Here is a 25,276-nt window from a genome sequence, read left to right on the forward strand (position 1 = left end):
CTCCCGTCGCTCACATCTCGAACGACTCGTGATGGATGCGGCGGGCGGGGACCCCCGCGCCGCGCAGTGCTTCGTAGACCTGCTGCGCGAAGCCGGGCGGCCCGCACATGAAGACGTCGTGGCGGTCGATGTCCGGCAGCTTGCGGCTCAGCGTCTCCGCCGAGATGTCCGGGCGCTCGCCCTCGGGGCTGTTCACCGCGTACATCAGCCGGGCCCCGCGCTCCTCGGCGATCGCCGCCAGCTCGTCCCACAGGGCCAGGTCCTGGGTGGTGTTGGCCCGGTAGAGCAGCGTCAGGTCGCCCGCCGCGCCGGGCAGCGTCTCGAACAGCGCCCGCATCGGAGTGATGCCGACCCCGCCCGCCACCAGCAGCACCTTGCCGCGGCTGCGCTTGCCCGCGGTGAGCGCCCCGTACGGGCCCTCGGCCCAGACCCGGGTGCCGGGCCGCAGGTCGCGCAGCGCCGAGCTGTGGTCGCCGATCGCCTTCACCGTGATGCGCAGCATGGTGGGGCGGGGCGCCGCCGACAGCGAGTACGGGTGTGAGCTGAGCCGCATGCCCGGTGCCAGGAAGCGCCAGCGGAAGAACTGTCCGGCCTCGGCGCCTATGCGGTGCAGCTTGCGCCCGCTGATCAGCACCGAGACGATCCCGGGGGTCTCCTCGATCACGGCCTCGACCCGCATCCGGTGCTTCAGGTTCAGCCGGATCGGCGAGAGGATGCGGTACCAGATCACCAGGGCCGTCACCGACCCGTACAGCCCGTACCAGACCGTCTTGGCGGTCGGCTCGACGGCGAACTCGTTGCCCGTGGACAGTTGGTGCCAGAACGTCAGGAAGACGGCGGCGTAGGTGAGCAGGTGGATGTGGTACCAGGTGTCGTAGCCCATCCTGCGGCGCACCGGGCCCATGGAGAGCAGGCCGATCAGGAACAGCAGACCGGTGCCGATCGCCGCCTTGCCCATGTCCGGCAGCTGGTTGATCGAGTCGATGGTCTGCTGGACGATGTCGCCGAAGCTCTTGCCGGCCTGCAGCGCGTAACCCCACATGATCAGCACGAGGTGCGCAAGCACCAGACAGATCATGTACCGGCCGCTCATGGCGTGCCAGCGCGCCACCCGGTCCGAGCCCACCCGGCGCTCCAGGGCGGGCACCCGGGCCATCTGCAGTACCACCAGCGCCATCAGATACCCCGCGAGCAGCCCGGTGATCCGGCCCGCGTTGAGGATCTTGCTGTTGTCGTCGGCGATGGACGGGGTGTTGCTCCACCACAGCCAGATGACCCCGGCCGCGCCCGCCCCGACGGCGAGCAGCAGTGGGACGGCGGGGGAGCGTCGTGGGCGAATACGGCGCAAGGTCTGGCGCCGCGCGGCGCGGCCACCGGCGATCGTGGACACGGTTCCTCCGTGGTCGTCCGTGGGGACGGGGCTAGGGGAGAGGCCCCTGGCCCAGAGATACGGCGCCCGACGGCCGTGCGTTCAGAGGCCTGCCGAGTCCAGTGCCGACTGGAGGGACTGCTGGTATCCGTCGCTGGTGTACGTGGCCCCCGAGACGGAGTCGATCCGGGCGCTCTGCGCGGCCAGCGCCTCCCTCCTGAGCTGGGGAAGGGCGTAACTGTTGATCTCCTGGTCCCGTGGGTTGTCCGAGGGATAGGAGATCGCGGTCACATCGGTGATCTTGCCGTTCTTCAGTGTGACGCGCACCTGGACGGGGCCCCAGCGGGTCTGGACCGTGTCACCGGTGACGGTCTTGGTGCCCGTGCTCTTCGTGCTCCCGGACGAGCCTGCCGAGGAGCTTCCGGAAGAGCTTGCGGGGGCAGGTGACCGGGACGGCGACTGTGACTGTCCGGCGGACGACGTCGCCTGCGCGACGGTCGGCGCCGTGTGCGGCTTGAGCGACAGCAGCAGGACGAAACCGGTGACGGTGGTGGCGGCCGCCAGCGTCACCCGGCGCAGCGGACGGTGCTTCTTCAGGGCGTGCACGGTGACCTCACAGCTCGAACGACTCGTGGTGGATGCGGCGGTCGGGGACCCCGGCCGCGCGCAGCGCCCCGTACAGGTCCCGCGCCATGGCGGGCGGACCGCACAGATAGACGTCGTGCCCGGCGAGACCGGGTACGGAGGCCCGCAGGGAATCGGCGGTGAACCGCGGACGTGTCCCGTCGGCGCCGTTGACCGCGTACAGGACGCGCGCCCCGCGCCACCGCGCTATCGCCTCCAGTTCGGCGCCGAGCGCGAGGTCCTCGGCCGTGCTCGCCCGGTAGAGCAGCGTCACCTCGCCGGGCCCGCCGGGCAGCGTCTCGAACAGGGCGCGCAGCGGTGTGATGCCGACGCCGCCGGCGATCAGCAGCGCCTTGCGTCCGGAGTGCCGCTCGGCGGTCAGCGCGCCGTAGGGACCCTCCGCCCACACCCGGGTACCGGGCCGCAGCAGCCCCACGGCGGCACTGTGGTCGCCGAGCGCCTTCACGGTGATCCGCATCCGGTCGGGGCGCGGGGGCGCCGACAGCGAGTACGGCGTCGAGGTCCACCGCATCCCGTCCGAGAGGAACCGCCAGCGGAAGAACTGCCCTGCCTGGGCGTTCAGCTCGTCCAGCCGTTCCCCGCGTACGACGAGGGAGAAGACTCCGCGCGTCTCGCGGTGCACGGACTCCACGCGCAGCTTGTGGCGCAGGTTGAGCCGCACCGGGACGAGCAGCCTGAACCACACCACCAGCGCTGCCGTGCCCAGGTAGAGCACGTACCAGGCGGCCCGGGCGGCGGTGTCGCCGACGAAGTCCGAGCCCAGCGCGAGCTGGTGGAAGAAGGTGAGGAACACGGCCACGTACGTCAGCAGGTGCAGGTAGTACCAGAACTCGTGGCTGATCCGGCGGCGGGCCGCGCGCGCCGAGGTGATCCCGACCGCGAAGAGGATGAGCGTGCCGGTCGTGGCCTTGAGCATGTCTGGATAGTCGAACACCACGCTCAGCGTCTCGTGCACGATGCCCGACCCGTCCTGGGCGGCGTACCCGAACAGGATCAGCGTGACATGAGCCACCAGCAGGCTGACCGTGTACCGGCCGGCCATGGCGTGCCAGCGGGCCACCCGGTCGGAGCCGATCCGCCGCTCCAGCAGGGGCACCCGGGCCATCAGCGCCACGAGCACCGCGCAGCCGTAGCCGCACAGCAGCCCGGCGATCCGCCCGGCGTCCGTCAGCCACCCGGCGAGGCCCACCACCGACCGCGTGTCGTACCACCACAGGGCGACGACCGCGCCGGCCCCGGCCCACAGCAGGGCCAGCAGGGGCCCGGCGGGCGAGGGGCGCGGTCGTCCGCGTCCGCGAGACGGGCGAGGGACCGCTGTCCGCTCGTACACCGTGGTCATATGTCCGTCCTTCCGGCTGTCCGGGAGGAAACTGTGCTGCGGCAACTTCTGAGCCGCCTCTGAATGGGCGCCCTCGTCGCGGATTCACAGGAAACGCAGAGCGGCGCACGCGGCCCACTCAGAGGAAACTCAGAGGCGGGAGGGGCGCTGCCGGCTCCGGCGAGGGGCGATCCTGGAAGACGACATGAACACTCCCCGCTCCCGAGGCACCGGCCTGCCCGCGCTCACCCGCCCCGACGGCACCCCCGTACGCGTCCTCGTCGTCGACGACGATCCCGACCTGGCCGAGGTGCTCTCCGGCGCCCTGCGCTACGAGGGCTGGGAGGTCCGGACGGCGGGCGACGGGGCCTCGGCCGTCACCGAGGCACGCGAGCTGATGCCGGACGCCGTCGTCCTCGACGTGATGCTCCCGGACACCGACGGCTTCGCCGTGCTGCGCACCCTGCACACCGTGCACCCCGAGGTCTGTGTGCTCTTCCTCACCGCGCGGGACGCCGTCGAGGACCGCATCGCGGGCATCACCGCGGGCGGCGACGACTACGTGACCAAGCCGTTCAGCCTGGAGGAGGTCGTCGCCCGGCTGCGCGGCCTGCTGCGCCGCGCGGGCATGGCCCGGCAACTGGACGAGGGCCCGCGCCTGACTGTCGGCGACCTCGTGATGGACGAGGAGGCCCGCGAGGTGACCCGGGGCGGCGAGCTGGTCGAGCTGTCGCCGACCGAGTTCGAACTGCTGCGCTTCCTGATGCGCAACCCGCGCCGGGTGCTCAGCAAGGCGCAGATCCTCGACCGCGTCTGGTCCTACGACTTCGGCGGCCAGGCCCATGTCGTGGAGCTGTACATCTCCTACCTGCGCAAAAAGGTGGACGCGGGCCGCGAGCCCATGATCCACACGGTGCGGGGCGCCGGGTACGTGATCAAGCCGGTGGCCGGACGATGAGCCGGCGCCGGTGGTCACGGGCGCGGACGGTCGTACGTCGGCTGCCGCTCCCGCGCACGATGCGGGCCCGCCTCACCGCCGGGCTCCTGGTGCTGCTCGCCGTCAGCTGCGCCGCTGTCGGGGGGGCCGCGGTGTACGAACTGAACGGCTTCCTCACCGGCCGCCTCGACCAGCAGCTGCACGACGTGGGGGTACGGTTCCCCGCGAGCCTGGAGCACGGCACCGTCAAACCGTCGGACCATGACGGCGACGAGAACGGCGACACCCGGCGGCAGGGCACCGGCACCTTCGGTGCGCGGCTGGTCGGCCGGGACGTCACCAACGCGGCCGTCGTGCCCTCCGGCCAGAACATCACCGACCTGAACGTGTCCCTGACCACCTCCGACCGGCAGACCCTGGCCGGGATCCCCACCGACGGCCGCGCCCACACCGTCTGCCTGTCGGCACTCGGCGACTACCGCGTGCTGGCGGTGCGCGGACGGGACGGCGACGTCCTGGTCACCGGGCTGCCGAGGGAACCGGTCCGGGCCGCCGTGCACCGCCTGGAACTGGTCGCGGCCTGCGTCTTCGGCCTGGCCCTCGTGGTCGCCGGAATCGCCGGAGCCCTGTGGGTGCGCTGGTCGCTGCGCCCACTGAGCCGGGTCGCCGCGACCGCGACCCGCGTCAGCGAGCTGCCGCTCGCCAGCGGTGAGGTGGCGCTGCCGCCGCGTGCGCCGGATCAGGACCCGCGCAGCGAGGTGGGCCGCCTCGCCGGCGCCTTCAACCGGATGCTCGGCCATGTCGAGGACGCCCTGACCAAGCGGCACGCGAGCGAGGAACGGCTGCGCAGCTTCGCGGCCGACGCCAGCCATGAGCTGCGCACGCCGGTCGCCTCGGTCCGCGGCCACGCCGAGCTGGCGCTGCTGCACCCGGACCCGGTGCCGCCCAAGGTCACCCGGGCCCTCGAACGCATCGTCGCCGAGTCGGCGCGGATGGGCGAGATGGTCGACGACCTGCTCCTGCTCGCCCGCCTCGACGCGGGCCGCCCGTTGGAGCGCCTTCCCGTCGACCTCACCCACCTCGTCCTCGACTCGGTCACCGACGCCCGCGCCGCGGGGCCCGACCACCGCTGGACGCTGGAACTCCCGGAGGAACCGGTCACGGTGACGGGCGACGCCCACCGCCTCCAACAGGTGTTGGCCAACCTGTTGGCCAACGCCCGTTGGCACACGCCCGTCGGGACCAAGGTCACGGTGTCCCTGGAGACCGACGCCGAAACGGCGGTCCTGACGGTCCACGACGACGGCCCGGGAGTCCCGCAGGACGTCCAGCCCGGCGTCTTCGAACGCTTCACCCGAGCCGATCGCCGCCGCACCGGTGGAGCGGGCGGTGGCGCGGGCCTCGGCCTGTCCATCGTGGCGGCCGTGGTGGAGGCCCACGGCGGCAAGGTCGGGCTGGAGAGCCGTCCGGGGGCGACCACGTTCACGGTTCGACTGGGCGCCCCGCGTCTGCGGCATGATCGGCCGGACAGGCTCTAGTAGCGGGTGATCGCAGTCGCCCCGCTCACCGTCCCGATCGCGATACGCGGCCCCCGCGCGGGATCGACCCACGCGATAATCCGCCGCATCGCCTCCTGCGGCACCGACACACAGCCAGCCGTCGCCCCGGCCCCGTCGACGTGCAGGAAGATTCCCGCCCCGCGCCCCCGCACGGGCCGCTCGTAGTTGAATCCCACGACCAGCGCGTACGCGTACTGCGTCTCGTACGCGATCAGATGCTCGGACTCGGACGCACGGCAGTCGGCCGGCCGCGACTCGGTCCACCGGTTGTAGGAACGGGAGTCGTTGTCCTCGCACCACCAGGACTCCTCCCGCACCCGCCGGTAGACAACCGTGGTACCGGCCGGCGCGGCCTTGATCCCGAAGGCGAACGGAAGGTCGTACAGCCCCGTGGGTGTCGTGTGCGATCCCTGCTTGCGTGAGCCCCCCTCCACCAGCCCCTTCGTCCCGAAGCGCGCCGCCGCCGAACCGGCCTTCACCCAGCGCCCCTTCCGCCGGTCCCACCAGGTGAGCGTGCCCGACGTCGAGCCCTCGCGGGGCGCCTGTGCCGTGATCAGCTGGCTGCCGCCACCGGTGTCCGCCATCTGCTCGGGGAGGCTGGGCGGATCGCTCGGGGCCAGGGCGAGCAGGGACGCGGACGCGAGGGCGGCGGCTGCGAGGCGCATGGCTCAGACCGTACGGGGAGGCAGCGGGAGCGGCAGCCCGGGCAGGCTGTCCAGGCTTGTCGCCACGTGGTCCTTCTTGGTGAAGTACTCGCTCAGCGAGGCGTCGTCCTCGCGCGCGAAGCGCTTGCCGTGCAGGTCGCGGTCCGCTTCGTACGACATGAAGGGCACCGCGTATCCGCAGGTGTCCCGGACGAGTTCGGCGGTCACGACGATGATCGCGCGCAGGCCGTGCGGGGTCGGGTCGATGCCCGGGAAGTGCGTGAGCAGATCCGCGAAGCGGGGGTCGTCGCGGAAGACGGGCTCGCCGTGGCCGTGCACCCGGACGATGTTCGGCGGGCCCTGGAAGGCGCACCACATGAGGGTGATCCGGCCGTTCTCCCGGAGATGCGCGATCGTCTCCGCGTTGCTGCCGGCGAAGTCCAGGTAGGCGACGGTGAGTTCGTCGAGGACGACGAACGAGCCCGTGAGGCCCTTGGGGGAGAGGTTGACCGTGCCATCCCCTGACAGGGGTGCGGTCGCGGTGAAGAAGAGGGGCTGCGCCTCGATGAACGAACGCAGCCTGCCGTCTATGCGCTCATAAGTCTTTCCCATGTCTAATGATTATTGGGCAAGACCATTCGCCTGTCTAAGGAATTCACCCATCCGGGGCATGGGTTCGTGCGGCGGACGGATCCGTGACCGCCGCGCCCCGGTCGGCAGACGGGGCGCGGCGGCCACGGAAGACGTCACTTGTTGAGCGTGCAGGTCGCGAGGGAGTCCAGACCCGTGGGCTTGGCCGCGGTACGGCCGATGGAGATGGCGATGCGGTCGATGGTCGACTTCCGCTTGTCCGCGAGGGGGCCGAGGATCGCGTTCTGCACGAAGTTCGGTCCGCCCTGGCCGACGGTGTTCGCGAGGCGGGTGTTCGCCTCGGTGATCTGGGTGTTCAGGAGCGTCAGGTTGCGGGTGACCTCGGCCTGCGCGGTGGCGGGGATCGCGGGCAGCTTCGACGCGACGTCCGGGCAGGTGATGGTGCCGGCGGCGGTGGTGCTGCCGGTGTTACCCGTGGCGCCCGTGTTTCCGGTGTTCCCCGCGTTGCCGGCCTGCTGGGTGGCCGTCGCGCTCGGGGTCGCGGTGGCCGCGGCGCCGCCCGCGTTCACGCCGTTCGCGTTCAGGGTGCAGGGCGCGAGCGAGTCGAGACCCGTGGGCTTGGCCGCGGTGCGGCCGATCGCGGTGGCGATGCGGTTGATCGTCGCCACCCGCTTGTCCTTGAGGGGGCCGAGGATCGCGTTCTGGACGAAGTTGGGGCCGCCCTGGCCGACGGTGTCGACGAGCCGCTTGTTGGCCTCGGCGATCTGGGTGTCCAGGAGGGTGAGGTTGCGGGTGACCTCGGCCTGCGCGGAGGCGGGGATCGCGGGCAGGCTCGGCGCGACGGCCGGGCAGTTCACCGTGCCCGGGGAGGTCGCGGCCTTGGTGGTGGCGTTCGTGCTGCTCTTGGACGTCTCCCCGGCCAAGGCGTTGCCGGCGATCACGGCTCCGGAGAGCACCACCGCGGCGGTGCCGCCGATCATCAGGACGCGGCGCTTGTTGTACTTCGGAAGGGCCCTGGACATGCGGAAGCCTCACTCGGTTCGGGGGTGGGGGACCGTCCGGTGGTCGTCCGGGCGGTCCGTTGCTCGTCGCGCCTCGGTCCGCGAAGACCTCGGCGGCAAAACCTCTGCGTACAAAAACCTCGGTGTACAAAAACGCGGCGCCTGCGTTCGGGGAGAGGTACGAGAAAGCGCGTTCCTTCGTTCAAACACCCTCAGACATTTTCGATCAGGGTTCTCCATGACCCCTTCGAGGGCGACCCGAGATTGACGAATCATGCGGAGCGCTGCATACTCATGCATAACAGCGCATGCAGTGTGAGGAGAAACCCGTGACCGAGCGCGTCGTACTCGCCTACTCAGGCGGTCTGGACACCTCCGTCGCCATCGGCTGGATCGCCGAGGAGACGGGCGCCGAGGTCATCGCCGTCGCGGTCGACGTCGGTCAGGGCGGCGAGGACCTGGACGTCATCCGCAAGCGCGCCCTCGCCTGCGGTGCCGTCGAGGCCGAGGTCGCGGACGCCAAGGACGAGTTCGCCGAGGAGTACTGCCTCCCGGCGATCAAGGCCAACGCCCTCTACATGGACCGCTATCCGCTCGTGTCGGCCCTCTCCCGGCCGACCATCGTCAAGCACCTCGTCGCCGCCGCCCAGAAGCACGGCGCCACCACGGTCGCCCACGGCTGCACCGGCAAGGGCAACGACCAGGTGCGGTTCGAGGCCGGCATCGTCGCCCTCGCCCCCGGCCTCAAGTGCATCGCCCCGGTCCGCGACTACGCGATGACCCGTGACAAGGCGATCGCCTTCTGCGAGCAGAAGAACCTCCCGATCGCCACCACCAAGAAGTCCCCGTACTCCATCGACCAGAACGTCTTCGGGCGCGCGGTCGAGACGGGCTTTTTGGAGGACATCTGGAACGCGCCGATCGAGGACATCTACGAGTACACCTCGAACCCGGCCGAGGCCCGTGAGGCCGACGAGGTCGTCATCTCCTTCAAGGAGGGCGTCCCGGTCGCCATCGACGGCAGGCCCGTCACCGTCCTGCAGGCCATCCAGCAGCTCAACGAGCGCGCCGGCGGCCAGGGCGTCGGCCGGATCGACATGGTCGAGGACCGGCTCGTGGGCATCAAGTCCCGCGAGGTGTACGAGGCCCCGGGTGCGATCGCGCTCATCACGGCCCACCAGGAGCTGGAGAACGTCACCGTCGAGCGTGAACTCGCCCGCTACAAGCGGCAGGTCGAGCAGCGCTGGGGCGAACTGGTCTACGACGGTCAGTGGTTCTCCCCGCTCAAGCGCGCCCTGGACGGCTTCATCGACGAGGCCAACCAGCACGTCAACGGCGACATCCGGATGACCCTGCACGGCGGCCGCGCGGTCGTCACCGGACGGCGCTCCGAGACCTCGCTCTACGACTTCGACCTGGCGACGTACGACACGGGCGACACGTTCGACCAGGCCGCCGCCAAGGGCTTCATCGACATCTACAGCCTGTCGTCGAAGATCGCCGCGAAGCGGGACCTCGCGTAACGGCTCGCGTTCGACGAGGTTGACCCCTCACGCACTAGCCTGACAGCCGCCTCCTCACTCACGGGTGGGGAGGCGGCGGCCATCCAGACCTTCCGAGGAGCAACGCAAGTGAGCAGCAACAGCGGTGACGTCCGGCTCTGGGGCGGCCGTTTCGCCGACGGTCCCGCCGAGGCGCTGGCGAAGCTGTCCGCGTCCGTCCACTTCGACTGGCGGCTCGCGCCGTACGACATCGCCGGTTCGCGCGCCCACGCGCGCGTGCTGCACAAGGCGCACCTCCTTGACGACGACGAGCTGACCGGGATGCTCGCGGGCCTCGACCGGCTCGAAGTGGACGTCGCCGACGGCTCCTTCGTCGGCACGATCGCCGACGAGGACGTCCATTCGGCCCTGGAGCGCGGCCTGATCGAGCGAATCGGCCCCGACCTCGGCGGCAAGCTGCGCGCGGGCCGCTCCCGGAACGACCAGGTCGCGACACTCTTCCGCATGTGCCTGCGCGACCACGCCCGTACGATCGGCGGTCTGATCGCCGACCTCCAGGACGCGCTGATCGGCCTCGCGGAGGCGCACCCGGACGTGGCGATGCCCGGCCGTACGCACCTCCAGCACGCCCAGCCGGTGCTCTTCGCCCACCATGTCCTGGCTCATGTCCAGCCCCTGTCCCGGGACGCGGAGCGGCTGCGCCAGTGGGACGAGCGGACGGCGGTCTCGCCGTACGGCTCCGGCGCGCTCGCGGGCAGCAGCCTCGGCCTGGACCCGGAGGCGGTGGCGAGGGACCTCGGCTTCGAGCACGGCTCCGTCGCGAACTCCATCGACGGCACGGCCTCCCGTGACTTCGTGGCGGAGTTCGCCTTCATCACCGCGATGATCGGCGTGAACCTCTCCCGGATCGCCGAGGAGGTCATCATCTGGAACACGAAGGAGTTCTCCTTCGTCACCCTGCACGACGCCTTCTCCACCGGCTCGTCGATCATGCCGCAGAAGAAGAACCCGGACATCGCGGAGCTGGCGCGCGGCAAGTCGGGCCGCCTGATCGGCAACCTGACGGGCCTGATGGCGACACTCAAGGCGCTTCCGCTCGCGTACAACCGCGACCTCCAGGAGGACAAGGAGCCGGTCTTCGACTCCATCGACCAGCTCGAGGTCCTGCTCCCGGCCTTCACCGGCATGATGGCCACGCTGACCGTGCACCGGGAGCGCATGGAGGAGCTGGCCCCGGCCGGTTTCTCGCTCGCCACGGACATCGCCGAGTGGCTGGTCAAGCAGGGCGTGCCGTTCCGTGTCGCCCACGAGGTCGCCGGCGAGTGTGTCAAGGTCGCGGAGGCCGACGGCAAGGAGCTGAACGACCTCACCGACGAGCAGTTCGCGAAGATCTCGGCCCATCTCACCCCCGAGGTGCGCTCCGTCCTGAACGTCCCGGGTGCCCTCGCCTCCCGCGACGGCCGCGGCGGTACGGCACCCAGCGCGGTCGCCGTCCAGCTCGCCGAGGTGAAGACGGACGTGGCGGCCCAGCACGCGTGGGCCACGGCCAAGCGGTAAGGGAAGCGCCCCGAAAGGGGCGTGGGGGAACCGCGTGAGCAACCCCCGCAATCCCGAACTCGCCACATCACCGCGCCCGCGGAGCTCTGAGGCGAAGGTCATCGCGGGTTACGTTGGTCAGGAGCCGCACCGGAGCCGACCGAACGGAGCCCGCGATGCCCTTCGCCCGTCTCGCGACCGCCACGACGCCCACCTGCCACATCGGCCTGGGCCTCGCCGCCGTGGGCCGCCCGGGTTACATCAACCTCGGCCGAGACCATGACCTCGGAGAGGATCGCAGCGTCGAAACGCTGCGCGCCCGCACCCACGAACTCCTGGACGCCGCCTACGCGCAGGGCGTGCGCTACTTCGACGCGGCCCGCTCCTACGGCCGTTCGGAGGAGTTCCTCGCCGACTGGCTGAAGAGCCGGCCGGACGTCGACGACGTGGTCATCGGCAGCAAGTGGGGCTACACCTACACCGCGGACTGGACCACGGACGCCGAGAAGCACGAGGTCAAGGACCACACCCTCGCCATGTACGAGCGACAGCGCGCCGAGACCGCCGCGCTGCTGGGTGACCGGCTCGACCTCTACCAGATCCACTCGGTGACCCCGGACAGTCCGGCCCTCACCGACAAGGAACTCCACGCGAAACTCGCCGAGGCGGCCGCCCAGGGCCTTTCGGTCGGCTTCTCCACGAGCGGACCCGCCCAGGCCGAGGCCATCCGCGCCGCGCTGGCCGTGACGGTCGACGGCGAGCCCCTCTTCCGTACCGTCCAGTCCACGTACAACGTCCTGGAGACCTCGGCGGCTCCCGCCCTCGCCGAGGCGCACGACGCCGGGCTCACGGTGATCGTCAAGGAGGGCATGGCCAACGGCCGCCTGGCCGCCGAGCACGCGCCGGACGCGGTACGGGCGATCGCCGAGGAGACCGGCCTCGGCGCCGACGCCGTCGCCCTCGCGCTGATCCTGCGGCAGCCCTGGGCCGGAGTCGTCCTCTCGGGTGCGGCCACCTCCGCCCAGCTCGCCTCGAACCTGCACGCGGCGGTCGTCGACCTGGGCGAGGACCAGCTGACCCGCCTCGCGCCACTCGCGGAGGACCCGGACGTGTACTGGGAGCGGCGCGGGCAGCTGCCCTGGCACTGACCGCAGCGGAAATCCCGCGCGCCGCAAAAGCTGACATAGTAGGGCACGGGTGAGGCTCGCGCGCTCCTGATGAGACAAACATGTCTCACATGGGGTACTGTTGTCTCATGGCCGTCGACCGTGACCACGTGCTGCGCAGCGCAGCCGCCCTGCTCACCCGTAAGTCCACCGCCACCATGGACGAGGTCGCCAGGGCGGCCGGGATCAGCCGGGCCACGCTGCACCGCCAGTTCGCCGGACGGGACGCGCTCGTCCGGGCGCTGGAGGCCCTCGGTATCGAGGAGTGCGAGGCGGCACTCGATGCCACCCGCCTCGACGAGGGCACCGCTCAGGAGGCCCTGCGTCGCCTGGTGAAGGAGCTCGAACGCGTGGCCGGGCTGCTCGCCTTCCTCTACACCGAGAACCAACTGTTCGAGGGCGAGGGGCAGAACGAGGGCTGGGCCCGGCTCGATGCCCGGATGGCCGCCCTGTTCCGGCGCGGCCAGGAGGGCGGCGAGTTCCGCATCGACCTCAGCCCCGCCTGGCTCACCGAGGCGCTCTACGGGCTGATGGCCTCGGGCGCGTGGGCCGTGACCGAGGGCCGCGTCGCCGCCAAGGACTTCCACTACATGATCGTCGAGCTGCTGCTCGGCGGCGCACTACGGAGAGAGTGATCATGACCAGCACCCTGCAGCGGGCGTTGACGGCGGAGGTGGAGAAGCGTCCGGGCCGTTGGCTCGCGCTCTGCGTCCTCGTCCTCGCCGTGCTGTTGGTGGCCGTCGACGCGACCGTGCTCGGTCTCGCGACCCCTTACATCAGCGAGGACCTCAAGCCCTCCGGTACCCAACTCCTGTGGATCGGTGACGTCTACTCGTTCGTCATCGCCGGTCTGCTCGTCTCGATGGGCAGCCTCGGCGACCGCATCGGCCGCAAGAAGCTGCTGCTGATGGGCGCCACGGCGTTCGGCGCGATATCGGTGCTCAACGCGTACGCGACGACCCCCGAGATGATGATCCTGGCGCGGGCGCTGCTCGGAGTCGCGGGCGCGACCCTGATGCCCGCCACGCTCGCCCTCATCCGCAACCTCTTCCACGACCCGCGCGAACGCAGCCTCGCCATCGGCATCTGGGGCGCCACGGCCTCCGCCGGTACGGCGGTCGGGCCCGTCGTCGGTGGCTTTCTGCTCGAACACTTCTGGTGGGGTTCGGTCTTCCTCATCAACGTGCCCGTGATGCTGATCCTCGTCCCCGTCGGCATCAAGCTGCTGCCCGAGTCCCGCAACCCGAACCCCGGCCCCTGGGACCTGGCCAGCGTCGTGCTCTCCCTGGTCGGCATGATCGGCATCGTGTACGCGGTGAAGGAGGCCGCCACACACGGGTTCACCTGGGAGCCGATGGCCGTCGGCGCGCTCGGCGCCGGGGCCCTCTACGGCTTCGTACGCCGTCAACTCGCGATGCCCGTACCGCTGCTGGACATGCGGCTGTTTCGCAACCGGGGCTTCTCAGCGGCGGTGCTCGCCGACCTGCTGACCGTCTTCGGCCTGTCCGGACTGGTTTTCTTTCTGTCCCAGTACCTGCAACTCGTGCAGGGCAGGCCGCCGTTCCAGGCGGGGCTCGCCGAACTGCCCGCCGCCATCGGCGCGGTGGGAGCGGGCCTGATCGCGGGCTCGGCCGCGCGCCGCTATTCGGTCCGTGCCGTGGTCTCCGGTGGTCTCGCCGCCGTGGGCCTCGCGCTCGGTGTGCTCACCCTGTTGAACCAGTCCACCGGTTACTCGGTGCTCGGCTCGGCGCTTCTGATCGTCGGCGTCGGCGCGGGCTTCTCGTTCACCGTCACCGCCGACGTGATCCTCTCCAGCGTGCCCAAGGAGCAGGCCGGCGCCGCGTCCGCGGTCTCCGAGACGGCGTACGAGCTCGGCGCCGCCCTCGGCATCGCCCTGCTCGGCTCCATCGTCACCGGCGTCTACGCGGGCTTCACCGGCCCCGCGGGCACCCCGGCAGGGGCCCACGAGTCCCTGGGCGGCGCGGTGGAGGCGGCGGCAACCCTGCCCACCCACACCGCGGATGCCCTGCTGACCGCGGCGCGCACATCCTTCGTGGACGGCCTGGCGCTGGCGTCCGGCATCGGAGCGGCGGTACTGCTCGCCACAGCGGCAGCGGCATGGTTCCTGCTGAGAGGCCAGAAACTGGAATCCGGGGTCTAGGCAGGCGCCCCGCAGGGGTGCGGGGAACTGCGCGACAAGCCACGACGCACCCGCACCCGAGATACGGTCGAACCGCCGGAGGCGCTATGCGGCCTTCGCCTTCGTGGCGTACATGTCCACGTACTCCTGACCCGACAACCGCATGACCTCGGTCATCACGGAGTCGGTCACGGCGCGCAGCACATACCGGTCACGGTCCATGCCTTCGTACCGCGAGAACTCCATCGCCTCACCGAAGCGGACCGTGACGCGGCCCGGCCGCGGCATCCCCGCACCGCCGGGCTGCAACTTGTCCGTGCCGATCATCGCGAACGGGACGACCGGGGCGCCGGTCATCAGGGTGAGGCGGGCGATACCGGTGCGGCCGCGGTAGAGCCGGCCGTCGGGGGAGCGGGTGCCCTCCGGATAGATGCCGAAGACCTTGCCCTCCTCCAGAACGCGACGGCCGGTCATCAGCGCCGCGACACCACCGTTGGCGCCGTCCCGGTCCACCGGGATCATGCCGACGCCGGTGAAGAACCAGGCCATGAGGCGGCCCTTGAACCCCTTGCCGGTGACGTACTCGTCCTTGCCGATGAAGAGCACCTGCCGGTCGCAGACCAGGGGCAGGATCATCGAGTCGATGAACGTGAGGTGGTTGCCGGCCAGGATGACGGGGCCGTCGCCCGGGATGTGCTCCACGCCTTCCACCCGTGGGCGGAACATCAGGCGCATGATCGGTCCGAGCACTGCCTTGATGAGCGCGAAGCGGGACAACGGGCCCTCCGGTGTCAAGGGATCGGTATGAAGTATGTGCAGGTGAGGACGATACTCGCGGCCCCCCGGTGATTGCACATCGGGTTCACCGACTGGATACGGACTGTTGACCAATGTTTACCTGAGGTGGCGGGCTGTTGCGCGTTCGTCACACGGACGGAAGCATGTGACGTATCTCGCGACGGCTTCGGCCGCCACGCCGGACGAGTTGCACAGGTTCGCCGAACGAGTCGCACCGTTCGACCGGGTCGTACGCCTCGCCCGAGTCGAACGGATGGAACGGGGGGTCGATGGGATTCATGATCGTGGCGCTCGCCGCCTTGGTCCTGATCTTCGGGAGTGCCGCGGTGGTCCTGATCCGCAGGGACCGCCGCCGCGTCTACGACGGCCCCGACTCGGCGCGGATCGAGGCGCAGGCGACCAGGGGCCTGCGCGACGCCCGTCGCCGCGCCCACGCGGCCCAGCATGTCAGCGACTCCGGGGCCGTCAGCGCCGCCCGGGACCGGGACCCCGGAATCGGGAACCTCTGACCGCGTACTTGGACCGCGTACCCACCACCGTCACTCCGAAACTGACGGACCGCCAGCCCCCTTGTTTCGTACAGCTGTTCCGTACGCCATCCAGTGGCACCCACGTGTTCCGCCGCAGGTCTCCCTCCCGTCACGGAAGGGAACCTACGATCGACCCGCTTTGACAGGTACGGGGCGGTTACGGCGGGAGGAGCGCTCATGGGGACGCAGGAGACGCAGGGGACACCGGAGTCGCGGGAGCCGAACGGGCAGGACCGGGGCACGGCGCGACGCGCGCTGCTCGGGGCCGCGGTGCTCGGCGCGGGCGGAGCGGTCCTCGGGCTGCCGGGTGCGGCGAGAGCCGACGAGCGGCACGGGAGCGGCGGGCACGGCGGCGGCTACAAGAGCCTTCCGAAGCCGACCGTCATCGGGCACCGGGGCGCCAGCGGCTACCGGCCCGAGCACACCTTCGGCTCGTACCAGCTGGCTCTCGACATGGGCGCCGACGTCGTCGAGGCCGGTGACCTGGTGCCCACCAAGGACGGCCACCTCGTCTGCCGGCACGAGCCGGAGATCGGCGGCACCACCGACGTTTCGGCGCACCCCGAGTTCGCCGACCGCAAGACCACCAAGACTCTCGATGGCGTCCCCACCACGGGCTGGTTCACCGAGGACTTCACCCTCGCCGAGCTGAAGACCCTGCGGGCCGTCGAGCGCATCCCCGCCAACCGCCCGCACAACACGCTCTACAACGGCCGCTGGGAGATCCCCACCTTCGAAGAGGTGCTCCACTGGCAGGACGAGCAGACCCTCAAGCGCGGCAAGCAGGTCTGGATCTACCCCGAGACCAAGCACCCCACCTACTTCCGGGCGCTGGGCCTCGGCCTGGAGGAGCGCCTCGCCAAGGTGCTCCGCAAGCACGGCAAGGACAAGAAGAACTCACCGGTCATCATCCAGTCCTTCGAGCCGACCAGCATCCAGCGCCTCGACAAGCTGGTCGGCAACCCGCTCGTCGTGCTGCTCTCGGCCGCCAACACCCGCCCCTGGGACTTCGTCACGACGGGCGACCCGCGCACCGTCGCCGACCTCGTCAAGCCCGAGGGCCTGAAGTGGATCGCCTCGTACGCGCAGGGCATCGGACCCACGCTCGACCTGGTCATCCCCAAGGACGCGAACGGCGCCCTCACCACGCCGACCACGCTGGTCGCCGACGCGCACCGCGCGGGCCTGATCCTGCACCCGTACACCATGCGCAACGAGAACACCTTCCTGCCCGCGAACTTCCGGCAGGGCACCGACCCGAACGCCTACGGCGACGCCTTCGGCGCCTTCAGGACCTACTTCGCCACCGGCATCGACGGCGTTTTCTCGGACAACGCGGACACCGCGCTGCTCGCCCGCGAGGACTTCGTCAACGGATGATCCACTCGCCCCGATGGGGTGACAGTCCCCCGCCCCGGCAACCCCGTGCCGGGGCGGCGGCGTCCCGCCGCATATGACCCACGAGATGGTTTCCACCCTGCGTCCGCTGCTCGCCGCCGAGGCCTCGGCGGAAGGCTTGGCGTCCGGGACCGAACCGAGCGACCTCGAACAGGCCGTCTGGCTGCGCCTCCTGGAGCGCCTCGACTCGGACGGGCCGCCCGTCGACCCGCAGAGCTGGTTGCGCCGCGCCGTGCGCTCCGAGGTCCGCCGCACCCGACGTACGGCCCGGTACGAACGGCCGTACGTCTCCGAGCCCGCCGACGAGAGCGGGCCGGACCCCGAACAGCAGGTGTTGACCGCCGACAGCCGGCGCGCCCTGCACGACGCGGTCCGCCGGCTTCCGGGCCGCTGCCCCGGCCTGATGGCGGCACTGCTCTCCCCGAAGGACCTCACCTATCGGGAGATCGCAGGCGAGTTGGGTATCTCACAGGGCAGTCTGGGTCCGGAACGTTCCAGATGCCTGGGATGTCTGCGTCGATTGCTCTCCCCGGTGGTTGCGGCCCGCGCACCACGGGGATAGGAGTGGGGGACGACCGGTGGAACAGGTGAGCGGGAGGCATGCACACATGGGCATGAGCGTGACCATCTCGGCGGCGACCGAGCAGGACGCAGAGCAGATCCTCAAGCTGCAGTACCTCTGCTACCAGAGCGAGGCTGAGCTGTACGGGGACTACGGCATCGAGCCGCTCACTCAGCCGCTCGACTCCCTCAGGGCGGAGTTGGCGGACGGTACGGTCCTGGTGGCCAGGCTGGGCGAAGAGGTGGTGGCCTCGGTGCGAGGGGCCGTGGACCCGGACGGCACGGCGCGCATCAACAAGCTCATCGTCCATCCGCGCATGCAGCGCCACGGCCTGGGCGGGCGACTGCTCGCCGCGATCGAGGCCAAGCTCGCGACGGACGGCGCGGCCAAGTCGTTCCAGCTCTTCACCGGCCACCGCAGCGACCGCAACCTGCGGATGTACCGCAAGCACGGCTACGCGCAGGTCTCCACGGAGCGCGTCGATGAGCGGCTCACCCTGGTGACCCTGCAGAAGGGCGCCGACACGGGCGCGTTCGTGACCAGCGCCTGACCGGCACCCGTGTTCCGGGCCCGAGCGACGGCTACGGCCCGAGCTACGCCGACCGGTCGGCCGTACGCGCCTTGCGCAACCAGTACATGGCCGACAGCGGCAGCAGCACCGGGATGAACAGATAGCCGATCCCGTAGTCCGACCACACGGTGGCGTCGGGGAAGGCGGACGGCTCGACCAGCGTCCAGGTCCCGACGGTCAGCACGCCCACGAGCTCGGCGGCGCAGCACACCAGCGTCGCCCTGCGGGCCGTTTCGCCGCCGCGCACGAGTGAGTACGTGATGAAGCCGTAGACGAGGCCCGCGACCGCCGACAGCGAGTAGGCGAGCGGGGCCTTGTCGAACTCCGTCGAGATCTGGACGGCGGAGCGCGACACGGCGCCGACGACCATCACGCCGTACAGCCAGAGCAGCAGCATGCCGGGGCCGCTGATCAGCCGGGTGCGCTTCTTCTCCGGAATCTCCCGGCTCTCCTCATTCTCCCCAGGCGCGGTCCCGTTCTCCTCCGTGGCCGTCATCTCAGCCTCCCCAGATGTCATAGAGCCGCACCTCCAGTACGGCGAGGACGACACCGCCGGCCGCCACCGTGATCGATCCCCAGCGGGTGCGCTCCGCCAGCGACATGAAGCCCGCGGCCGGAATGCACGCGAAGGCACCGAGCAGATACGCCACGAAGATCGTCGTGCCCTGGTCGGGCTTCTCGCCGCGCGCCAGCTGGACGATGCCGACCACCAACTGGATCACGGCCAGCAGGGTCACCACGGCCATGCCGATGAAGTGCCAGTCCTTGGTGGGCTGATCACGGTAGGCGGCCCAGCCGCACCAGGCGGCGAGCGCGAGCGCGGCGACGGCGGTCGCGACCGTCAGGGCATCAAGCATGCCGTGACCCTATTACGGGCCAAAAGGCCCGATGCCCTCGCCCCCGGGCTGCCCGTAGGGTCGAGGGCATGAAGATCCACGCTGATGCCCTGCTGTTCGACAACGACGGGACGCTCGTCTCATCCCTCGAGTCGGTGAACCGGTGCTGGACCCAATGGGCGCGCGAGTACGGGATCACCGCGGACGACTTCGCCCGGATCGAACTGCACGGCCGCCCCGCCGTCGAGATAGCCGCCGACCTGCTGCCCGCCGACCTCGTCCCCGAGGCGCTCGCGCGCATCGAACTGCTGGAGGTCGAAGACGTCCCCGGCGGCGTGCTTCTGCTCCCCGGCACCGCGGCGTTCCTCGACTCGCTGCCGGCCGACCGCTGGGCCGTCGTCACCTCCGCCACCCGGCGTCTGGCCGAGGCCCGGCTCGTCGAGGTCGGTATCCGGCCCAAGACGCTGATCTCCGCCGACGACATCACCCGCGGCAAGCCCGACCCCGAGCCCTACCTCCTAGCCGCCCGTGAACTGGGCGTCGACCCGGCCCGCTGCGTCGTCTTCGAGGACGCCCCGGCGGGCTTGCAGGCAGGCCGCGCCGCCGGGATGACCACCGTGGCGTTGGCCACAACCCACGAGGCGTCCGAGCTGGACGCGGACCTCGTGGTGAAGGACCTCTCGGCCCTGTCCGCACTGGTCATCGACGGGGGAGTGGAGATCTCCACCCGCGGCTGAGAGGTGTCCACCGCTGTCCGCAATGCGGACAGCGGTTCCGGGTCCCGCCTGTACGTCTGCTTTACTTGATCCCATGACCACGACGAGCAGCCGCATCCTTGCGACCGAGGCGACCATGACGCCCGGTGCTCGTTGTATGTGTCGAATGTGCGCCTTCTAGAGGGCCCCCGCACCACCGCCCCGTCTCGCGCCCCGAAGCGAGACCGCCGCGCCCTGTCCGTACCCCGTACGTGAGTGGCGCCGCCCCGCGCGCATGTTCTCCCCGGATTCATCCGGTTCCATCGCCACCGCGAGAACCGTGTCGCGTTCCCGACCGAATGCACCCGTGCCGGCGCACACCCGCGCCCCGCACTCGACAGTGACGGAAACCCCCAGTGATCACGACAACGGGCCTCACGAAAATCTATCGGGCCCACCGCTCGCACAGCCGTGAAGTGACCGCCCTCGACGGCGTCGATCTGCACGTCCGTGAAGGCGAGGTGTACGGCGTCATCGGCCAGTCCGGCGCCGGCAAGTCCTCCCTCATCCGCTGCGTCAACCTCCTGGAGCGTCCCACCGCCGGCACGGTCACCGTCGCCGGCCAGGACCTCACCGCGCTCGTCGGCCGCGGCCCGCGCGCGGGCAAGGAGCTCCGCCAGGCCCGCAGCCGTATCGGCATGGTCTTCCAGCACTTCAATCTGCTGTCCTCGCGCACCGTCCAGGACAACGTCGAGCTGCCGCTCGAAATCCTTGGCCTGTCGGGGAAGGAACGATCCTCCAAGGCGCTCGGGCTGCTCGACCTGGTCGGTCTCTCCGACAAGGCCAAGGCCTACCCCGCCCAGCTGTCCGGCGGCCAGAAGCAGCGCGTCGGCATCGCCCGCGCCCTGGCCGGCGACCCCAAGGTGCTGCTCTCCGACGAGGCCACCAGCGCCCTCGACCCGGAGACCACCCGCTCCATCCTCCAGCTGCTGCGCGACCTGAACCGGCAGCTGGGCCTGACGGTCCTGCTCATCACCCACGAGATGGACGTGGTCAAGACGGTCTGCGACTCGGCCGCGCTCATGGAGCAGGGCCGCATCGTCGAGTCCGGCACCGTCAGCGAGCTGCTCGCGACCCCCGGCTCCGAACTCGCCGGTGCGCTCTTCCCGGTGAGCGGCGAGCCGTCCGGCGACGACCGCACCGTCATCGACGTCACCTTCCACGGCGACGCCGCCACCCAGCCCGTCATCTCGCAGCTCTCGCGCACGTACAACATCGACATCTCGATCCTCGGCGCCGCGATGGACACCGTCGCCGGCAAGCAGGTCGGCCGGATGCGCATCGAACTGCCCGGCCGCTACGAGGAGAACGTCGTGCCGATCGGATTCCTGCGCGAGCAGGGCCTGCAGATCGACATCCAGGGCCAGCAGCCCGTGCTCGTCAAGGACGGTGCCAAGTGACCTGGTCGGAGATGCAGCCCCTGCTGTCCCAGGCGTGTTGGGACACGCTCTACATGGTCGGCTGGTCCACGCTGATCGCGGTCGTCGGCGGTCTGCCGCTCGGCGTTCTGCTCGTCCTGACCGACCGCGGCGGACTCCTGCAGAACGTCGTCGTGAACAAGGTCATCGGGCAGGTCGTGAACATCGCCCGCTCGCTGCCTTTCATCATCCTGATGGTCGCGCTGATGAACTTCACGCGCACGATCACGGGAACGACCATCGGACGCGAGGCGGCGATCGTGCCGCTCGCCGTCGGCGCGATCCCCTTCTTCGCGCGCCTGGTCGAGACGGCGGTCCGCGAAGTGGACGGCGGTCTCGTCGAGGCCGTGCAGTCGATGGGCGGCAACACCTGGACCGTCGTGCGCAAGGTGCTCGTACCGGAGTCGCTGCCGTCGCTGATCTCCTCCGCGACCACCACGATCGTCGCCCTCATCGGCTACTCCGCGATGGCCGGCACCGTCGGCGCCGGCGGGCTCGGCGACATCGCCATCCGCTACGGCTACCAGCGCTTCGAGACCGGACTCATGTGGATCACCGTGGCGATCCTCGCGGTCGTCATCTCCCTCATCCAGTTCGCGGGCGACTACGCGGCCCGCACGCTGCACCGGCGCGGCGGCCACTCCGGCGCCGCCCCGAAGCTGCGGCTGCTGAAGGCCAAGGAGCCCGCCACCGCGGAGGTCGGCAAGGTCGCCTGAGGCCGCCCGTACCCCCTCTCCGGTTCTCTCCCCCCACCCGCAGATTTCCCCGTAACCACCCACCGCGGGGTCGCTCCACCCTTAAGGAAAGGCACTTTTCGTGCGTAACACCGCCAAGATCACCACCGCAGTCCTCGCCGCCGGAGCCCTCACCCTCGGCCTCTCCGCCTGTGGCTCGGACAAGAGCAGCAGCGCCTCCGACACCAGCGGTCCGCTGGTCGTGGCCGCGAGCCCCACCCCGCACGCCGAGATCCTCGACTACATCAAGGACAACCTGGCGAAGAAGGCCGGACTCGACCTCCAGGTCAAGGAGTTCACGGACTACGTCACGCCGAACACGGCGACCGAGGACGGGTCCGTCGGCGCCAACTACTTCCAGAACCAGCCGTACCTCGACGACTTCAACAAGAAGAACGGCACCCACATCGTGCCCGTCGTCACGGTCCACCTGGAACCGCTCGGTCTCTACTCCCACAAGATCAAGAAGACCGACGAGCTCAAGAGCGGTGCGACGGTGGCCGTCCCGAACGACACCGTCAACGAGGCGCGGGCGCTCAAGCTGCTCGCCTCCAAGGGGCTCATCACGCTCAAGGCCGGCGCGGGCAACAGCGCGACCACCCAGGACATCGCGAAGAACCCGAAGAACCTCACGTTCAAGGAGCTGGAGGCGGCCCAGACCCCGCGCTCCCTCGACGATGTCGACGCCGCGGTGATCAACGGCAACTACGCCATCTCGTCCGGCCTCAAGCCGGCCAAGGACGCGCTCTTCCTGGAGTCCGCGACGAACAACCCCTACGGCAACTTCCTGGCCGTCAAGAAGGGCAACGAGAGCGACCCGCGGGTGAAGAAGCTTGCCAAGCTCCTGACCTCGCCCGAGGTCAAGAAGTTCATCGAGGACAAGTACGCCGGTTCGGTCATCCCGTCGTTCTAGTTTCGGTCATCCCGTCGTTCCGGCCGGGTCACCGTACGGGGTCCACTCCATCACTCGGAGTGGACCCCGTGGTGCAGTTCGGTGGCCTCATGCTGCATGCTGGGCAGTTCAGCGGGCCCGAAGGATCCGAGGGCCCGACGTCCCCGACGGTTACGGAGCGGCGCATGACCAGCACCTTCCCCGACATCTCCATCAGCACGGAGCGGTTGGTCCTGCGTGCGCTCGACGAGGACGACATCCCCTCCCTGGCCGCGATGATGAACGACGAGCAGGTCGGGGCCTGGACCGACGTGCCCCAGCCCTACACCGAGGACGCGGCCCGCACCTGGATCACCGAGTACGCGCCCACCGAACGCACAGCGGGCCGGGGACTCGACCTCGCCGTCACCGAGTTCCTCACCCAGCGCCTGGTCGGCATCGTGCAGCTCGCCAAGACCAACTGGCAGGTGCGCTCCACCGAACTGTCGTACGTCATCGCCCCCTGGGCCCGCGGCGAGGGCTACGCCTCCGAGGCGGCGCTCGCCACCGCCCGATGGCTCTTCCGCGACCAGAAGTTCGAGCGCATCGAGCTGCGCACGGCGGCCGACAACACCGCCTCCCAGCAGGTCGCCCAGAAGATCGGCTGCATCAGCGAGGGCGTCCTGCGCAACGCCTGTATAGCGCACACCCGCACCGAGGACGGCCGCTGGGTGGACGTGCGCACCGACTTCATCGTCTGGAGCCTCCTTCCGGAGGACCTCGACGGAGTCGGTGACCAGCTCGCCGACACGGGTGGTTTCACGTCGTTCTCCGACTGGAACTGAACCCGCGGGATTCCGCGCGCCGCATCCGGGGGACGTCCCGCACCGCGTTCGGAAGAACCGCTCCCACCCGGCAGAGATCTGTGCGCCCGCACCCAGCAACACCAGGTACCCTCACGGAGCCCGCCCGCGGGCTGCCCACCGACGACCTGCGAAAACCTTCTGGAGACTGACGACGATGGCCGACCGGGTCACGGTGATCGGCTGGGACGGCTCGCCCTTGACCGCCGCGGCGCGCTCCGCCCTCGGCGCGGCCACCCTGGTGGCCGGAGCGGCGCACCACCTGGCGCTCCCCGAGGTACCCCGGGCCGCCGAACGCATCCGCCTCGGCAGCGTCTCCCTCGCCGCCCGCCGTATCGCGGGCCACCGCGGCAGCGCCGTCGTCCTCGCCGACGGCGACCCCGGCTTCTTCGGAGTCGTACGTACCCTGCGGGCCCCCGAGTTCGGCCTGGAGGTCGAAGTCGTGCCCGCCGTCTCCTCGGTCGCCGCCGCCTTCGCCCGCGCCGGCATGCCCTGGGACGACGCACAGGTGGTCGTGGCACACCGCCGCACCCTGCGCCGCGCGGTGAACGTCTGCCGCGCCCACACCAAGGTCGCCGTCCTCACCTCGCCCGGCGCCGGCCCCGCCGAACTCGGCCTGCTCCTCGAAGGAGTCCACCGCACCTTCGTCATCTGCGAGGAACTCGGCACCGCGAGCGAGCGGGTCACCATCCTCACCTCCGACAAGGCCGCCGACCACACCTGGCGCGACCCCAACGTCGTCATCGTCATCGGCGGTTTCGTGGCCGCGGCCGAGGACGGCGGCTGGATCGCCGGACGCGACCCGGGCACCGGACCGCGCGGCTGGGCGCTGCCCGCCCAGGCGTACGGTGGCGCACTGGGCGAAGGCGAAACGGATCTGCTGCGCGCCGCCCAACTCGCCCGGCTGGGCCCGCGCGTCGGAGACCTCGTGTGGGACATCGGCTCCGGCAGCGGCGCCTTCGCCACCGAGGCGGCGCGCACCGGCGCGGCGGTCATCGCCGTCGACCGCAACCCCGGCTCCTGCGCCCGCACCGAGGACTCCGCGCGCCGCTACGGCGTCCAGATGCAGATCGTGCACGGCACCGCGCCGCACGTCCTGGAGAACCTCCCCGAACCCGATGTCGTACGCGTCGGCGGCGGGGGAGTGCAAGTCGTCTCGGCCGTCGCCGACCGCCGTCCGCAGCGCATCGTGACGCACGCGGCGACCCGCGACGCGGCCGAACTCGTGGGACGTGATCTCAGCGAGCACGGATATCAGGTCGAATGCGCCCTCATTCAGTCCGTCGAACTCGACACAAGGGCCTGGACGGAGACCGAGCGGAGCGTCGCGTTCCTGCTCACAGGCCGTCTGCCCGATCGCAACCCGTGATCCTGTTGTCGTACTGCGCGCGGTAGGCTGGCCGATCGTTGTACCGCTCCAGGGCGATCGGCCTTTCGTAGGCCAATGTCCGGAAAACGCGCCCGTTTTGAGGCGTGTGTGGTACGGCAGAACCTGAGGACGCGCAACGTGGCGCAGTCCACAGCGGGCCGTC

General features: G+C 70.3%; 26 protein-coding genes. 17 read left to right on the forward strand and 9 right to left on the reverse strand.

The genetic code is table 11. The features are described 5' to 3' along the window. Positions 1-10 precede the first annotated feature (10 nt). From ACIRA5_RS27485 to ACIRA5_RS27495, 3 genes are all read right to left on the reverse strand, one after another. On the reverse strand, positions 11-1,390 hold the full coding sequence (locus tag ACIRA5_RS27485) for a ferric reductase-like transmembrane domain-containing protein (RefSeq protein ID WP_403694745.1): 1,380 nt from the start codon (positions 1,388-1,390) through the stop codon (positions 11-13). 81 nt (positions 1,391-1,471) lie between these two features. Beyond that, positions 1,472-1,975, reverse strand: coding sequence for an FMN-binding protein (locus ACIRA5_RS27490; RefSeq protein ID WP_403694747.1), 504 nt, complete (start codon positions 1,973-1,975; stop codon positions 1,472-1,474). Positions 1,976-1,982: 7 nt separating this feature from the next. Further along, complete coding sequence (locus ACIRA5_RS27495) at positions 1,983-3,353, reverse strand: ferric reductase-like transmembrane domain-containing protein (RefSeq protein WP_403694750.1); 1,371 nt, start codon at positions 3,351-3,353, stop codon at positions 1,983-1,985. A gap of 184 nt (positions 3,354-3,537) precedes the next feature. On the opposite strand from ACIRA5_RS27495, the gene ACIRA5_RS27500 reads away from it, so the two are divergent. Further along, positions 3,538-4,290 carry a response regulator transcription factor gene (locus ACIRA5_RS27500; protein WP_190169750.1) on the forward strand — a complete coding sequence of 251 codons (753 nt, stop codon included), beginning with the start codon at positions 3,538-3,540 and terminating at the stop codon, positions 4,288-4,290. Then, positions 4,287-5,807, forward strand: a complete 1,521-nt coding sequence (locus ACIRA5_RS27505) for a sensor histidine kinase (RefSeq protein ID WP_403694753.1) — start codon at positions 4,287-4,289, stop codon at positions 5,805-5,807. Before ACIRA5_RS27500 ends, ACIRA5_RS27505 begins: the two co-directional genes overlap by 4 nt. Here ACIRA5_RS27505 and ACIRA5_RS27510 read toward each other — a convergent pair. From ACIRA5_RS27510 to ACIRA5_RS27520, 3 genes are all read right to left on the reverse strand, one after another. Further along, positions 5,804-6,493, reverse strand: coding sequence for a L,D-transpeptidase (locus ACIRA5_RS27510; protein WP_403694756.1), 690 nt, complete (start codon positions 6,491-6,493; stop codon positions 5,804-5,806). The two genes, ACIRA5_RS27505 and ACIRA5_RS27510, sit on opposite strands and share 4 nt — an antisense overlap. A 3-nt stretch (positions 6,494-6,496) precedes the next feature. Then, positions 6,497-7,084 (reverse strand): pyridoxamine 5'-phosphate oxidase family protein, encoded by a 588-nt coding sequence (locus ACIRA5_RS27515; RefSeq protein WP_403694758.1) that lies wholly within the window; start codon positions 7,082-7,084, stop codon positions 6,497-6,499. A 134-nt stretch (positions 7,085-7,218) separates the two neighbouring features. Further along, complete coding sequence (locus ACIRA5_RS27520) at positions 7,219-8,085, reverse strand: hypothetical protein (protein ID WP_403694760.1); 867 nt, start codon at positions 8,083-8,085, stop codon at positions 7,219-7,221. A 308-nt stretch (positions 8,086-8,393) separates the two neighbouring features. Here ACIRA5_RS27520 and ACIRA5_RS27525 point away from each other — a divergent pair, with 308 nt between their 5' ends. The 5 genes from ACIRA5_RS27525 to ACIRA5_RS27545 all read left to right on the forward strand — a co-directional run bounded on the left by ACIRA5_RS27525 (position 8,394) and on the right by ACIRA5_RS27545 (position 14,429). Beyond that, positions 8,394-9,587, forward strand: coding sequence for an argininosuccinate synthase (locus ACIRA5_RS27525; protein WP_352047951.1), 1,194 nt, complete (start codon positions 8,394-8,396; stop codon positions 9,585-9,587). A 108-nt stretch (positions 9,588-9,695) separates the two neighbouring features. Further along, positions 9,696-11,123 (forward strand): argininosuccinate lyase, encoded by a 1,428-nt coding sequence (gene argH, locus ACIRA5_RS27530; protein ID WP_403694763.1) that lies wholly within the window; start codon positions 9,696-9,698, stop codon positions 11,121-11,123. A gap of 155 nt (positions 11,124-11,278) precedes the next feature. Then, positions 11,279-12,250, forward strand: coding sequence for an aldo/keto reductase (locus ACIRA5_RS27535; RefSeq protein WP_403694766.1), 972 nt, complete (start codon positions 11,279-11,281; stop codon positions 12,248-12,250). A 107-nt stretch (positions 12,251-12,357) separates the two neighbouring features. Next, a complete protein-coding gene (locus ACIRA5_RS27540) occupies positions 12,358-12,903 on the forward strand; it encodes a TetR/AcrR family transcriptional regulator (protein ID WP_180293076.1) in 546 nt (181 codons plus the stop codon). A gap of 2 nt (positions 12,904-12,905) precedes the next feature. After that, complete coding sequence (locus tag ACIRA5_RS27545; RefSeq protein ID WP_403694769.1) at positions 12,906-14,429, forward strand: MFS transporter; 1,524 nt, start codon at positions 12,906-12,908, stop codon at positions 14,427-14,429. An 84-nt stretch (positions 14,430-14,513) separates the two neighbouring features. Here the strand turns inward: ACIRA5_RS27545 and ACIRA5_RS27550 are convergent, their stop codons facing one another. After that, positions 14,514-15,185, reverse strand: a complete 672-nt coding sequence (locus ACIRA5_RS27550; protein WP_351698901.1) for a lysophospholipid acyltransferase family protein — start codon at positions 15,183-15,185, stop codon at positions 14,514-14,516. 290 nt (positions 15,186-15,475) lie between these two features. On the opposite strand from ACIRA5_RS27550, the gene ACIRA5_RS27555 reads away from it, so the two are divergent. The 4 genes from ACIRA5_RS27555 to ACIRA5_RS27570 all read left to right on the forward strand — a co-directional run bounded on the left by ACIRA5_RS27555 (position 15,476) and on the right by ACIRA5_RS27570 (position 18,246). Next, complete coding sequence (locus ACIRA5_RS27555; protein ID WP_403694772.1) at positions 15,476-15,715, forward strand: hypothetical protein; 240 nt, start codon at positions 15,476-15,478, stop codon at positions 15,713-15,715. Between the two features lie 198 nt (positions 15,716-15,913). Further along, complete coding sequence (locus ACIRA5_RS27560) at positions 15,914-17,116, forward strand: glycerophosphodiester phosphodiesterase (protein WP_403694774.1); 1,203 nt, start codon at positions 15,914-15,916, stop codon at positions 17,114-17,116. Between the two features lie 73 nt (positions 17,117-17,189). Then, a complete protein-coding gene (locus ACIRA5_RS27565) occupies positions 17,190-17,696 on the forward strand; it encodes a sigma-70 family RNA polymerase sigma factor (RefSeq protein WP_403694777.1) in 507 nt (168 codons plus the stop codon). 46 nt (positions 17,697-17,742) lie between these two features. Beyond that, entirely contained in the window at positions 17,743-18,246 is a 504-nt protein-coding gene (locus ACIRA5_RS27570; protein ID WP_095855737.1) for a GNAT family N-acetyltransferase, read from the forward strand. 43 nt (positions 18,247-18,289) lie between these two features. On the opposite strand, the gene ACIRA5_RS27575 is transcribed toward ACIRA5_RS27570, so the two are convergent. Continuing rightward, positions 18,290-18,664 (reverse strand): hypothetical protein, encoded by a 375-nt coding sequence (locus ACIRA5_RS27575; RefSeq protein ID WP_403695158.1) that lies wholly within the window; start codon positions 18,662-18,664, stop codon positions 18,290-18,292. A 100-nt stretch (positions 18,665-18,764) separates the two neighbouring features. Further along, complete coding sequence (locus tag ACIRA5_RS27580; protein WP_099923735.1) at positions 18,765-19,124, reverse strand: hypothetical protein; 360 nt, start codon at positions 19,122-19,124, stop codon at positions 18,765-18,767. 68 nt (positions 19,125-19,192) lie between these two features. Between ACIRA5_RS27580 and ACIRA5_RS27585 the strand changes: the two genes are divergently transcribed. From ACIRA5_RS27585 to cbiE, 6 genes are all read left to right on the forward strand, one after another. Then, positions 19,193-19,840: an HAD family hydrolase gene (locus tag ACIRA5_RS27585; RefSeq protein ID WP_352047943.1), complete on the forward strand. Its 648-nt coding sequence runs from the start codon at positions 19,193-19,195 to the stop codon at positions 19,838-19,840. Positions 19,841-20,214: 374 nt separating this feature from the next. Beyond that, complete coding sequence (locus ACIRA5_RS27590; protein ID WP_403694782.1) at positions 20,215-21,258, forward strand: methionine ABC transporter ATP-binding protein; 1,044 nt, start codon at positions 20,215-20,217, stop codon at positions 21,256-21,258. Further along, complete coding sequence (locus tag ACIRA5_RS27595; RefSeq protein WP_054230614.1) at positions 21,255-21,992, forward strand: methionine ABC transporter permease; 738 nt, start codon at positions 21,255-21,257, stop codon at positions 21,990-21,992. Before ACIRA5_RS27590 ends, ACIRA5_RS27595 begins: the two co-directional genes overlap by 4 nt. Before the next feature lie 100 nt (positions 21,993-22,092). Next, the gene (locus tag ACIRA5_RS27600; protein ID WP_403694785.1) at positions 22,093-22,923 is read left to right on the forward strand and encodes a MetQ/NlpA family ABC transporter substrate-binding protein; all 831 of its coding nucleotides are present in this window, start codon (positions 22,093-22,095) and stop codon (positions 22,921-22,923) included. A 164-nt stretch (positions 22,924-23,087) separates the two neighbouring features. Continuing rightward, positions 23,088-23,726, forward strand: coding sequence for a GNAT family N-acetyltransferase (locus ACIRA5_RS27605; protein WP_403694788.1), 639 nt, complete (start codon positions 23,088-23,090; stop codon positions 23,724-23,726). Positions 23,727-23,901: 175 nt separating this feature from the next. Then, positions 23,902-25,113 carry a precorrin-6y C5,15-methyltransferase (decarboxylating) subunit CbiE gene (cbiE, locus tag ACIRA5_RS27610; protein ID WP_099923739.1) on the forward strand — a complete coding sequence of 404 codons (1,212 nt, stop codon included), beginning with the start codon at positions 23,902-23,904 and terminating at the stop codon, positions 25,111-25,113. The last annotated feature ends 163 nt before the right edge of the window (positions 25,114-25,276 follow it).

This window comes from Streptomyces sp. NPDC096311, from assembly GCF_044763085.1.
In the GTDB taxonomy this organism is placed as follows: Bacteria; Actinomycetota; Actinomycetes; order Streptomycetales; family Streptomycetaceae; genus Streptomyces.